At 62.0% G+C, this 12,392-nt stretch carries 13 protein-coding genes; 1 reads left to right on the plus strand and 12 read right to left on the minus strand.

Features of this window, described 5'->3' with window-relative positions:
• Positions 1–19: 19 nt before the first annotated feature.
• Entirely contained in the window at positions 20–619 is a 600-nt protein-coding gene (locus tag M2366_RS05105) for an alpha/beta hydrolase (protein WP_259269141.1), read from the minus strand.
• A 188-nt stretch (positions 620–807) separates the two neighbouring features.
• Between M2366_RS05105 and M2366_RS05110 the strand changes: the two genes are divergently transcribed.
• A complete protein-coding gene (locus M2366_RS05110) occupies positions 808–1,884 on the plus strand; it encodes a Gfo/Idh/MocA family oxidoreductase (RefSeq protein WP_259269142.1) in 1,077 nt (358 codons plus the stop codon).
• A gap of 119 nt (positions 1,885–2,003) precedes the next feature.
• Here the strand turns inward: M2366_RS05110 and lipA are convergent, their stop codons facing one another.
• From lipA to nadD, 11 genes are all read right to left on the minus strand, one after another.
• Positions 2,004–2,969, minus strand: a complete 966-nt coding sequence (gene lipA / locus M2366_RS05115; protein ID WP_042040919.1) for a lipoyl synthase — start codon at positions 2,967–2,969, stop codon at positions 2,004–2,006.
• An 85-nt stretch (positions 2,970–3,054) separates the two neighbouring features.
• Entirely contained in the window at positions 3,055–3,723 is a 669-nt protein-coding gene (lipB, locus tag M2366_RS05120; protein WP_259269143.1) for a lipoyl(octanoyl) transferase LipB, read from the minus strand.
• 65 nt (positions 3,724–3,788) lie between these two features.
• Positions 3,789–4,052: a DUF493 family protein YbeD gene (gene ybeD, locus M2366_RS05125; RefSeq protein ID WP_042040917.1), complete on the minus strand. Its 264-nt coding sequence runs from the start codon at positions 4,050–4,052 to the stop codon at positions 3,789–3,791.
• A gap of 335 nt (positions 4,053–4,387) precedes the next feature.
• Positions 4,388–5,590, minus strand: a complete 1,203-nt coding sequence (locus M2366_RS05130; RefSeq protein ID WP_042040916.1) for a D-alanyl-D-alanine carboxypeptidase family protein — start codon at positions 5,588–5,590, stop codon at positions 4,388–4,390.
• Between the two features lie 208 nt (positions 5,591–5,798).
• The gene (locus tag M2366_RS05135) at positions 5,799–6,713 is read right to left on the minus strand and encodes a septal ring lytic transglycosylase RlpA family protein (protein WP_259269144.1); all 915 of its coding nucleotides are present in this window, start codon (positions 6,711–6,713) and stop codon (positions 5,799–5,801) included.
• Positions 6,658–7,653, minus strand: a complete 996-nt coding sequence (gene mltB, locus M2366_RS05140) for a lytic murein transglycosylase B (RefSeq protein WP_396021401.1) — start codon at positions 7,651–7,653, stop codon at positions 6,658–6,660. The genes M2366_RS05135 and mltB overlap by 56 nt, the downstream gene beginning before the upstream one ends.
• Before the next feature lie 23 nt (positions 7,654–7,676).
• The gene (rodA, locus tag M2366_RS05145; RefSeq protein WP_259235466.1) at positions 7,677–8,780 is read right to left on the minus strand and encodes a rod shape-determining protein RodA; all 1,104 of its coding nucleotides are present in this window, start codon (positions 8,778–8,780) and stop codon (positions 7,677–7,679) included.
• The gene (mrdA, locus tag M2366_RS05150; RefSeq protein WP_259269145.1) at positions 8,773–10,710 is read right to left on the minus strand and encodes a penicillin-binding protein 2; all 1,938 of its coding nucleotides are present in this window, start codon (positions 10,708–10,710) and stop codon (positions 8,773–8,775) included. The genes rodA and mrdA overlap by 8 nt, the downstream gene beginning before the upstream one ends.
• A gap of 41 nt (positions 10,711–10,751) precedes the next feature.
• The gene (gene rlmH, locus M2366_RS05155) at positions 10,752–11,219 is read right to left on the minus strand and encodes a 23S rRNA (pseudouridine(1915)-N(3))-methyltransferase RlmH (protein ID WP_259269146.1); all 468 of its coding nucleotides are present in this window, start codon (positions 11,217–11,219) and stop codon (positions 10,752–10,754) included.
• 5 nt (positions 11,220–11,224) lie between these two features.
• On the minus strand, positions 11,225–11,560 hold the full coding sequence (gene rsfS, locus M2366_RS05160; protein ID WP_042040911.1) for a ribosome silencing factor: 336 nt from the start codon (positions 11,558–11,560) through the stop codon (positions 11,225–11,227).
• 69 nt (positions 11,561–11,629) lie between these two features.
• Positions 11,630–12,316 (minus strand): nicotinate-nucleotide adenylyltransferase, encoded by a 687-nt coding sequence (nadD, locus tag M2366_RS05165; RefSeq protein WP_259269147.1) that lies wholly within the window; start codon positions 12,314–12,316, stop codon positions 11,630–11,632.
• Positions 12,317–12,392: the final 76 nt, after the last annotated feature.

A 12,392-nucleotide genomic window follows, 5' to 3' on the forward strand; every position in this document is an offset into this window, starting at 1 on the left:
GACAATGACAGCCATGCCATCAACCTGCCTTAAGCGTCCCTTGGACATCACCCAGGGCACTGACCATACCCATCACTTGTTCATAGGCGAGGGGCAACTCGGTGAAACCCTCCCGGTCGAGGAAGTGTCCCCCTTGCTCGATCAGATGCAAAGGAGCCTGGAGCCGCTGGGCCAGACGCGCCGAGTAGGGCTGGGGCACTATGGCATCATCCATGGAGGCGATCAGGGCGCAATGGTGCAGGCGAGCACGAAGCTCGGCAAGGGGCAGCGACTGGGCGACGAAGGGGGTCAGCTCGGGCAGGGTCGCGAGGGGCTCATCAAAGCCACTGACCAGCAGCAAACCGCCGAGGTGATGCGTCGCGGTTCGTTGATGCAGGTAACGCAGGGCCGCGATGCAGCCCAGGCTGTGGCCAACCAGTATGGTGCTGCCATCTGCTTCTCCGATACGCTGGGCCAGATAAGCATCCCAGGCGGCAGGCGCCGGGGTATGGGGATCCGGCATGGCCAGCACAGTGACCTGCACCCTCTGCTCTTCGAGCCGGGTGGCGAGCCAGGGAAACCAGTTGGCCTGGGGGGATGCCGTGTAACCATGGATGATGAAGACCTTGACCGGGGACATGAGCAGCTCCTGAATGCGGCGGGAAAGTCGGCATCATAGCCTCTGCCCGAAGGAACAGGAATGCTCGAACGGGGCCTTGTCGTTGCCTCCAGACGCCTGCGCCGAGTCAGGTCCGCGGGATTCATTGCTCTGGATCAGGCCAGGTCAAGGCCAGTGGCGCTAGATTGAATCTATTTGGAGAGAAGCTGATGCAAATTGGATTCGTCGGCCTGGGCGCCGTGGTGGAAACCGCTTATCTGCCAGCCCTCAAGCGGCTCACCATACCGGGCCTAGATCTGTGGGGCCATGACGTGGATCCCGCTCGGCAGTTGATGGGCATTCATGGCCTGCCGAGTCTGGGAGCCTTGCTGGCCAAGCCGCTGGATCTGTTGTTCATCACCACACCCTCCCTCGTTCATCTGGAGACCCTGCAGGCAGCCCTGGCTAGCGCAATACCGCTATTGGTGGTGGAAAAACCCCTGGTAGCCCGTCTGGATCAGCTTGGGGAGATGGAGGCGCTGCTGGCCGACGCTGCCCAGGCCGGGCGAGTGCTGGCCCTGGATCACTGGATGGCACGCCGTGGGATCCAGCAACTGCTATCGGGGCAACTTGGCGTGCATTGGCAGGCAGAGGATCCGGCGCAGGCGGATCTTCCTGACTTCACCGGTGCTCGGCTTGTGCTGCTGGAGGGCTATCTGCAAGAAGCCAGTGGCAGGGACGATCAGGGGCAGCCCATCGCCCTCAACTTTGCCACGGGAGAAGCGGATCGCCGGGCGCTGCGCCATCCCGATGGGGTCATCCTCGACATAGGCACCCATGTGCTGACTCAGGCCAGAGAGCTGGTGGCGGCGCTTGGGGAGGATGAATCCCTGCAACTGAAAGCCCGTGGCGTGACAGACCGGCTGGGCCAGACCATAGCCCGAGGCGACCTGCACAGCGCCGAAGGACGGGCCGAACTGCTTGGCTCCCTGGGATCCATACCGCTTCATATCTGGCTCGACAAGTACGCCGGCCCTGCCGGGGGACAGAAGGGGATCCGGGCCTCTCTGGCAGATGGTCGGCAGATCAGCCTGGATCGCTGTGGCAGCGAGGAGCGGCTCACCTTGACTCAGGGAGCCGTCAGCCGCAGTTGGCGCCTGAGCGGCCCTCTCTATGATCACTGTCTGGCCGACTTGCTGACGGGTGAGGGCATGGGCAAGGCGGAGCGTATTGCGTTGACCCGGCGCCGCCTGGCCGAGGTCAGGGCCCTGCTTGAGCTGCAACAACAGGTGCGGGGCCCTCATTGAGCCAAGCCAACAGCCGACCCGGCATGGCGCTCGACCTATTACAGCCTTGATTGACCGATACAAGAAGAGCGCCCTGAGGCGCTCTTCTTGTTGGCAGATGCATGGGGATGCAAGGGCGATTATTTGACCTCTTCGCCCTTGGCTTGCAGGTCTGCGTGGTAAGAGGAGCGCACGAAGGGACCGCAGGCGGCGTGGGAGAAGCCCAGATCCATGGCGACGTCTTTGAGCTCGTCGAACTCTGCGGGCGGCACGTAGCGCTTCACCGGCAGGTGGTGGCGGCTCGGCTGCAGATACTGGCCCAGGGTCAGCATGTTGACGCCGTGCTCGCGCAAGTCCTTGAGCACCTGGACTATCTCTTCGTTGGTTTCGCCAAGACCCATCATGACACCGGACTTGGTCGGTACATGGGGGTGCATCTCCTTGATGCGGCGCAGCAGCTCCAGGGACCACTTGTAGTCGGCACCGGGGCGGGCGACCCGGTACATGCGCGGGGCGGTTTCCAGGTTGTGGTTGAACACGTCCGGCGGGGTCTCGCGGAACACGTCCAGGGCCTGCTCCATCCGGCCACGGAAGTCCGGGGTCAGGATCTCGATGCGGGTCTGGGGGCTGTGCTCACGGATCTGCTTGATGCAGTCGGCGAAGTGCTGGGCACCGCCGTCACGCAGGTCATCGCGGTCCACCGAGGTGATGACCACGTATTTCAGCCCCATCTCCTTGATGGTGAGGGCCAGTTTCTGCGGCTCGTCGGGATCCAGTGCCAGCGGGCGGCCGTGGGCCACGTCGCAGAAGGGGCAACGACGGGTGCAGATGGCGCCCATGATCATGAAGGTGGCCGTGCCGTGGTTGAAGCACTCGGCCAGATTGGGGCAGGAGGCCTCTTCACAGACCGAGTGCAGCTTGTTTTTACGCAAGGTGCTCTTGATGTGCTCAATCTTCTGGCTCGAAGGCGGCAACTTGATGCGCATCCAGTCCGGTTTGCGCAGCACTTCTTCGGTGGGATCCGGCATGAATTTCACCGGGATCAGGGCCATCTTGTCGCCATCGCGCAGCTTGACGCCCGGCTCCATACGAACTGGTTTGCTCATGATTCACTCTCGGTGTTTGTTACTGTCAGGTTGATGGCCGAAGGGGGCATCTTGATGTTCCCATCGCCGCAGGGCAGGAAACGACTCATGCTGCTTGCTCGACATGGGTAATGGTCTGATAGCCGATCAGGCTGGCCAGGGCGTCGATAAGCGGCACCGCCGCGTCGGCGACGCTCAAAGGGCCGCCCAGGGCACTGGTTTGAGCCATCGGCATGCCTGCATAACCACAAGGGTTGATCCGCAGGAAGGGGCTCATGTCCATGTTGACGTTGAGGGCCAGGCCATGGAAGGAGCAGCCGCGCCGAATGCGCAGTCCCAGGGAGGCGATTTTGGCCTCGAAACCGGCTTGCTGCACATAGACACCGGGGGCATCCGCCTTGGCATAGGCGGCGATATCGCTCAGGGCCAGGGTCGATATGATGGCCTGCTCCAGGGCGGTCACCAGCTCGCGCACCGACAGCTTGCAGCGGCGCACGTCCACCAGCACATAGAGCACCAGCTGGCCGGGGCCATGATAAGTCACCTGGCCACCACGATCGCTCTGCACCACAGGAATGTCGCCGGGGGCGAGCAGATGCTCGGCCTTGCCGGCCTGTCCCTGGGTGTAGACGGGTTCATGCTCCACCAACCAGAATTCGTCAGGGGTGTCGCCATCGCGGCCATCGGTGAACGCCTTCATGGCGTCCCACACGGCCTGATAGGGGCTGCGACCCAGGTGTCTGATCAGCAGGTGATGTTGTGCTGGACTGGACATGGTTTCCTCACGGGCAGGGCACGACAAAAAATTCGTCGCCCTCCGGGGGCGACGAAGGCATGAGGTTACAGAACGTAGCGAACCAGCTCTATGTTACCCAAGGCGGTATACATGGCTTCGACATGTTCTTTGCTCTGGGCGGTAACCGTCACCCTTACAGAGTGATAATTGCCTTTGGAGCTGGGTTGGACGACGGGGCTGTAAGTGCCCGGCGCATGCTGCTGCAGCACTTGGACAACCTGATCCGGCAGGGCGGGATCGGCGACACCCAGTACCTTGAAGGGGAACTTGCAGGGGAACTCCAGCAGTTCATCAAACTTGGTATTCATTGACTCACCTTTTGTGTCATCAGGGATGACTCTCTCATGTAGCTCATTGCCCTTGGCCTAGACGGCCGCCAGTACAAGTCTATATGGGCATGGCCCAGACCGGGATCAAGACCCGGTTTCGTGCGACAAGACATGGAGGTGCTGCTTTTTACCACAAATCCCGGGGCGGCGGAACCTGCAGATTGCAGGGTTATTCGCTAGTGGCTGTCAGCGAGACAGTAACGGCGCCTGATGGCGCCGTTACTTGACAACATTTTACCCTGCTTGTCCGGCGTCAGCTGGTCAGCTGCAGGGCCATGACGTGGGTCTCGCTGGTTGACGCACTTACCCGAGCCTTACTTGAACCAGCTGGTCACCAGCAGGACGACATAGTCCCACAGACGGCTCATCAGGCCACCCTCTTGCACATCTTCCAGGGCAACCAGGGGCACTTGCTTGATCTCTTTGTCACCCTGCTTGAGGAAGACGGTTCCGACTTTTTGTCCCTTGGTCAGCGGTGCCTTCAGCTCGCTGTCGAGCTGGAAGTCCGCTTTCAGGTTGCTGGCCTGACCGCGGGTCACCACCACAGAGACATCCTGATCCACCCCCAGCTTCACCTCCGGCTTGTCACCCATCCAGATCTTCTGGCTCACCAGCTCGGTACCCGCTTTATAGGGGGTGGCGCTTTGGAAGAAGCGGAAGCCGTAGGTGAGCAACTTCTTGCTCTCGGCGGCGCGGGAGGCCTCGCTGTTGGCACCGAATACCACGGCGATGAGGCGCATGCCCTCATTGTTGGTGGCGGAGGAGACCAGGTTGTAACCGACCTGGCTGACGTGGCCGGTCTTGATGCCATCGACCTGCAGGGATTGATCCCACAGCAGGCGGTTGCGGTTGTGCTGAGTGATGCCGTTGAACACGAACGACTTCTGGGAGTAAATCTTGTACTCCTCCGGCAAGTCGCGGATCAGGGCCTGGCCCAGGCGCGCCATGTCGTGGGCGGTACTGTAGTGCCCCTCGGCATCCAGACCATGGGGGTTCATGAAGTGGCTGTCGTTCATGCCAAGCTTGGCGGACCAGGTATTCATCAGGCTGGCGAAGGAGTCGGTGCTGCCTGCCAGGAATTCGGCCATGGCGACACAAGCGTCATTGCCGGACTGGATGATAATGCCCTTGTTGAGATCGTCGACGGAAACCTGTTTGCCAACCTCGATAAACATCTTGGACGAATCGGAGTAGTTCTTGGACCAGGCGTTTTGGCTGATGGTCACCATGTCGGTGCGCTTGATATTCCCCTTGAGCAGCTCCTGACCAATGATGTAGGAGGTCATCATCTTGGTCAGACTGGCAGGCGGCAGGCGCTCTTCGGCATTCTCCTCGGCGAGGATCTGACCACTGGCGTAGTCGATCAGGATATGGGCCTTGGCCGAAATGGTCGGCGCGGCGGGCACTACCACCGGCATGCTGTTGGGAGTGGGCAGTGCATCCGGCACCGGGGTATTGGCCTGGGCGGTTGCGCTGATCAGGGCGGCGAGGATAACTGAATGAGAAAATTTGGACATCGTGAAAATTCCTGCGGGCCTGGTCGGGGGATGACCCCTGGTAAATGTAAATGAAAAAGCGGGGCTAACTATACCAGAAGCGCGCAGCGGTTATAGTCCGGCATGGCGATCGGGGGGGATTTTTTAACAATCCCGCTCAGCAAACGCGTCGTAATCAGGCGCGCCCCCGCCTTGCAGTGGTCGCGGGGGAGGGCCTGAAACGAGCGCATCAGGGGAGCAAGAAAGCCTGTTCGAATCCTGAGCTGCGCAACTGTTGCAGCAACTCAGCCTGCTTGGCCGCAGGGATGGGGCCCAGCAGCACGCGAAAGACGTGGCCGGCGGCCTCAATCTGATGAGGTACCCCATATTGTTTGCCGAGGCTCTCGGCCAGGCTCTGGGCCCGCTGCTGGGACCCGCTGGCGAGCACCTGCATCCGCTTGTCAGACCCTGTCGCCGGGGTGGCCGCAGTGCTGGCCACAGGTGTCTGGGCCTTCACCGCCGGTTTGGCTGGGGGCGCGACTGGAGGCTTGGCCGCTACCAGGGGCTCGGGGGCCTGGGCCGCGAGGGTGTCCGTCATGGGAATGTCTGCCACCCGTTCAATCTGTTGATCCGGGGTATCGGTGATGAGATCCAGCCTGACTCGCGCCGTGCCGTTATCGACCATGCCGAGTTGATGGGCGGCGGCATGGGAGAGGTCGATGAGTCGTGATGGCGTGAAGGGACCACGGTCGTTGACCCGCACTATGGTCTCTTTGCCATTGTCGAGGTTGGTGACCCGCACATAGCTCGGCAACGGCAGGTTGCGGTGGGCCGCACTGAACTGGCTGCTGTCCATGATGTCGCCGTTGGCGGTCTTGTTGCCGTCGAGTCCCTGGTCGAGCCAGCTGGCGGAGCCCTCCTCGCTGTAGTCCTTGATGTCGCGCCACACCTGATACTTCTGCTTGCCTACCCAGTAGTCGCGGTTGCCGCTCGCGCTCAGGGGCTCATGGCGCGGTATGGCGCCAGTGGCCTGGGGGAACTCGATGACCGGCGGTTTCTCCACCTGTACTGGGGGGGAAGGGGGGGCCGGGGGCTGCTCGGGTTGGCTGCTACAGGCGGCCAGCAACAAGGTCAGGCTGAGAAGGAGGGCTTGGTTGTGCTGCATAGGCATCCTGAATGGCTTGGCTGAGTTGATAGACCGCCATGCCGTACAAGGGGCTGCGGTTGTAGCGATTGATCACGTAGAAATTGTGGCGGGCGACCCAGTAGCTGGGGCCGTCCGCCTTATCGAGGGCCAGCAGACGGACCCTGGTATTGGCATCCGGTGGCGTGGCGAGGCGCAGCCCGGCATCAGACAGGGTCTGCCATGGCAGGGTTGGTTCGGGGGCCTTGCCTATCAGAGACTCGGCGACCGGCAGGGTCGCCTCGGCGGGCTCGACCACGGGCTCCTGCCAGCGCCAGCCATGCTCGGCAAAATAGTTGGCCACGCTGCCGATGGCATCGGCCTTGTTGCCGAACAGATCCCGCTTGCCGTCACCATCAAAATCCACGGCATAGTGGCGATAGCTGGAGGGCATGAATTGACCCATGCCCATGGCGCCCGCGTAGGAGCCCTTGAGGGTCTGGAGGGACAATCCCTCCTCCTGGCCGAGTAGCACCAGCTGGGCAAATTCCTTGGCGAAAAAATCGGCCCGTTCCGGGTAGTAGAAACCCAGGGTATAGAGACTGTCGAGTACCCCGTGGCGGCCCATCTGCTTACCGTAGGCCGTTTCTACCCCCAGGATGGCGGTGATGAGGGCGGCGGGGACTCTGTAAGTCTGTTCCGCCTGGCTGAGCTGCGTGTGGTTTTCTTGCCAGAAGCGCACACCGGCCTGAATGCGTTGTTCGGTGACGAACAGCGCTCTGTACTGATACCAGGGCTTGGCCTCCCAGGGGCGCTGCATCAGCGCCAGTATCTCGGGATTGAGTCGGGCGGCCCCGGCGGCAGCCTGCAAGTCGGCCAGAGGAACGGCCTGACGTTCGGCCAGGGTGGTGAGGGTGGCCATGCTCGGCGGCGCAGTGGCGACGGGAGCCGCCATGGTTGGCAAGGTCACTGCCAGCAACAGCAGGCGGGAGGCGCGCCGCAGCATCAGGCCAGCAGCCTTCTGTGAGTCTGAATGGACATCAGGATGCCGAAGCCGGCCATCAGGGTCACCATGGAGGTGCCGCCGTAACTCACCAGCGGCAGCGGCACGCCGACCACCGGCAGTATGCCGCTGACCATGCCCATGTTGACGAACACATAGACGAAGAAGGTGAGGGTCAGGGCGCCGCCAAGCAGGCGTTCGAAGCTGCTCTGGGCCTGCATCGAGATATAGAGGCAGCGGCTGATGATGTAGAGATAGAGTGCGAGCAGCAGCGCGACGCCCACCAGGCCGAACTCCTCGCTGAACACCGCGAAGATGAAGTCGGTGTGGCGCTCTGGCAAAAATTCCAGCTGGGATTGGGTGCCCTGCAGCCAGCCCTTGCCAAAGACGCCGCCGGAGCCGATGGCTATCTTGGACTGGATGATGTGGTAGCCGCGGCCGAGGGGGTCTTTCTCCGGATCGAGCAGCATCAGCACCCGCTGACGCTGGTAGTCGTGCATCAGGAAGAACCAGAGTACCGGCATGAAGGCCGCCGCCAGCAGCGCGGCCAGTCCGATGAGCCACCAGCTGATCCCCGCCAGGAAGATGACGAAGAAGCCGGAGGCCGCCACCAGGATGGAGGTGCCAAGATCGGGCTGGGCCGCGATGAGCAGGGTCGGCAGCAGCACCATGATCAGGGCGACTATCACGTGGCTGAGTTTGGGAGGCAGCGAATGCCGGCTGAGCCAGGTCGCCACCATGATGGGCATGGAGACCTTCATCACTTCGGAGGGCTGGAATTTCATGAAGCCGAGATCCAGCCAGCGCTGCGCCCCCTTGCCGATATGACCAAAGACATCGACCGCGATCAGCATCAGCACCACCACGGTGAACACGGGGATGGCCCAGCGGGCATAGAGGGTCGGTGGCAGCTGGGCCAGGGCCAGCATCAGCACGAAGGCGAGGCCGCCGCGCACCAGCTGGCGCACGATGGAGTCCATGTCCTGACCCGAGGCGGAGTAGAGCACCACCATGGAGAGGGCCATGAGGCAGAGCAGACCGATCAGCAGGGGCAAATCGATATGCAGCCGGTACCAGAGGCTGTTCTGGCGGGCCGAGTTACTCATGGGGGCTTACCTCTGTGGCGTTGGCATCGGTCGGTTTGGCTGCCGCCGCTTTGAGCGGGGCCGGGGGCAGTTCGGGCTCGGGGGGCAGCAGATAGGAGTCGAGCATCTGACGTGCCACAGGGGCTGCGTTCTTGCTGCCGCCACCGGCGTTCTCCAGCACCAGGGCCACCACGGCCTTGGGCGCCTCGAAGGGGGCATAAGCGACAAAGAGTGCATTATCCCTGTGCTCCACCTTGGTGGTGGCCGCGTTATAGATCTGGTTCTCCTTCAGACCGACCACCTGGGCCGTGCCCGATTTGCCACCGGAGACGTAGGGGGTATGGGCAAAGGCATGACGGCCACTGCCTTCCTTGCCCTGGTTGACCCGCCACATGCCCTGCTGGGCAACTTGCCAATAGCTGTCGCTCTTGGTCTTGAGCGCCACCTTGGTATTGATCGGCGCAGGCACCGAGCCATCCAGGGAGACGGTGCTCTTGAGCAGGTGCGGCGTCACGTCATGACCATTCTGGGTCAGGATGCTGATCGCCTTGGCGAGCTGGATGGGCGTGGCACTCCAGTAGCCCTGGCCTATGCCGATGGAGATGGTGTCACCCTGATACCAGGGTTGGCGCCAGCGTTTCATCTTCCACTCCCGGGAGGGCATGACCCCTCGGGTCTCCTCGTAGAGATCGACGCCACTGTACTGACCGAAACCGAACTGGGTCATGTATTCGTGGATCTTGTCGATGCCGACCCGGTAGGCGAGATCGTAGAAATAGGTATCCGCCGACACCTCGATGGCGCGATACACATCGAGCCAGCCATGGCCCCAGCGGCGCCAGTCCCGGAACTTCTTGGTGGTACCGGGAATGGAGAAGGTGGGTCCGCCAAAGTAGCGGTATTGGGGGGTGATGGCCCCCTCGTTGAGCCCCATCACCGACATCATCGGCTTGACGGTGGAGGCGGGGGCATAGATGCCCTGGGTGGTGCGGTTGACCAGCGGGCGGGCCGGATCGTTGAGCAGACCCGAATAATTGGTGGTGGAGATGCCAGTCACGAACAGATTGGGGTCATAGCTCGGGCTCGACTCCATGGCCAGGATGGCACCGGTCTTGGGATCCATCATGACGATGGCCCCCCGCTGGCCAGCCAGCAGCTGCTGGGCACGTAGCTGCAGGCGGATGTCGATGTTGAGGTAGATGTCCTTGCCGGGCTGGGGTGCCTGGAACTTGAGGGTACGCACCACCCGGCCACGGTTATTGACCTCGACCTCCTGGTAGCCGGCGACGCCGTGCAACTGATCCTCGTAGAACTTCTCCACCCCCTGCTTGCCGATATCCTTGGTGGCCGCGTAGTTGGCGAGTTTGTCCTCTTTATCGAGACGCTCCACATCCCGGGTATTGATCTTGGCCACATAACCCAGGGCATGGGTGAGGGTATCGCCAAAGGGGTAATAGCGCTTGAGGTAGGCCTCGATGCTGGCCCCCGGATAGTTGTGCTGATCGACGGAGAAGACCGCGACCTGCTTCTCGGTCAGCTTCTCATAGAGGGAGACGGGCTTGAAGCGACGCTGACGCTTGACCTCCGCCAGGAACTTCTCCTTGGTCCCTTCCGGCAGCCCGAGCAGGGCGATGAGTTCATCGGCCATCTTGTCGATGTCCCCGGCCTCTTCCGGCACGATTTCCAGGCTGTAGACCGGGCGATTTTCCGCCAGCAGCACGCCATTGGTGTCATAGATGAGGCCGCGCGGAGGGGCCACCGGCACGACCCTGATCCGGTTGTCATTGGAGCGGGTCTGGTAGGTGTCGAACGATTCTACCTGCAGGTAGTAGAGATTGCCGAGCAGCACCAGCATCAGGGCGACCATGCCCAGGTAGGCGACCAGGGTGCGACGGAAGAAGAGGTTGCCCTCTGCACTGTGATCGCGCATCTCGATGCGTTGTTTCAGCATGGGGATGCCTCAACCTTGGGGGGGAGCGAAAACATAAAGCGCTATTCCCTGTGATAAGGGTGGTTGGTGGTGATGCTCCAGGCCCGGTAAAGGCTCTCGGCCACCAAGACCCGCACCAGGGGATGGGGCAGGGTGAGTGGCGAGAGGGACCAGCTCTGCTCGGCAGCCGCCTTGCATTCAGGAGAGAGCCCCTCGGGGCCGCCTACCAGCAGGGCGACGTCGCGGCCATCCAGCTTCCAGGCTTCCAGCTGGCCTGCCAGCTGCTCCGTGGTCCAGGGCTTGCCGGGAATATCCAGGGTGACGAGGCGTGAACGACCCGCTGCGGTCAGCATGGCTTCCCCCTCCTTTTGCAGGATACGGGGGATGTCGGCATTCTTGCCGCGTTTGCCTGCGCTTATCTCGACCAGCTCAAATGGCATGTCTTTGGGAAAGCGGCGGCGGTATTCCTGGAAGCCGTGCTCGACCCAGGCGGGCATCTTGGTGCCCACGGCAATTAACTGAATCTTCATGGGGATCAGGCTTGTACCGGAGCACTGCCCCAGAGTTTCTCCAGTTGGTAGAAGTCGCGATACTCGTCTTGCATCACATGCACTATGACGGAGCCCAGATCGACCAGCACCCACTCGCCGGTCTGTTGTCCTTCCACGCTCAGCAGATTGAGCTTGGCATGGCGCGCCTCGCTCGCCAGGTTGCTGGCGATGGCACAGACATGACGACTGGAGTTGCCGGAGCAGATGATCAGGGTATCCGTGATGGTGGATTGACCGCGCACATCCAGGGTAACGATGTCGCGGCCCTTCATGTCATCGATCTTGTCGATGATGAAGGCGTGCAGTTGTTGCTCTTGCAATAGTGTTTCTCCTCTGGATCCGGCGCGGCTTGCTTGGGCATGGGGCGGCGGATTATATCATGGGTGGCTTCATTTCCTACCAGGCTGGGTAGGGGAAGCAAGGGGGATCTTTGCGCTGGCGCGATAGAGCCCTTGTTGATCAATATAGTGCGCGACAGAGGCTGGCAACAGATAGCGGGGATCCTGTCCCTTGGCCAGCAACTCCCGCAGCGCCGTGGCAGAGAGATGGATGGGCAGGTTGTCTGCCAGCCATATATGACCGGCCAGGCGCTGGTGCAGGGCACCGGGATCCCGAGTCTGATGGCGGGCCAGCAGCTCGGCCACCGGGGCGGGGTAATCCGGCTGCCAACCCGGGCGGCCACTCACCACCAGATGGGCATGGTCGAGCAGTGCTTGCCAGCGATGCCAGCTCGGCAGACTGAGCAGGGAATCCATGCCCATCAGAAAGCAGAGCGGCGTGTCGGGCAGCTCGCTCCTCAGCTCGATAAGCGTCTCTATGGTGTAGGAGGGACGCTCTCTCCTCAGCTCCCGCTCATCGACCACAAACCCCGGATTCTCGGCCGCCGCCAGCCTGACCATGGCCAGGCGTTGTTCGCTCGAGCAGAAGGGGTTGGCCCTGTGGGGGGGGATATGGTTTGGAATGAGCCGGATCTCGGCCAGTGACAGCGCCTGTTGCGCCTCGATGGCTGGGCGCAGATGGCCGATATGAATGGGATCGAAGGTGCCGCCGAGCAGGCCGATAGCTGGATTCAACATGCAGCCCACCCCTGTGGCACTGTCCTGATCGTCGGGGGCCGATGACAAATGGACTCGAAGGTGGCCTTTGTCGCGC

It is taken from the genome of Aeromonas sp. BIGb0405 (assembly GCF_024807335.1).
Lineage (GTDB): Bacteria > Pseudomonadota > Gammaproteobacteria > Enterobacterales > Aeromonadaceae > Aeromonas > Aeromonas rivuli.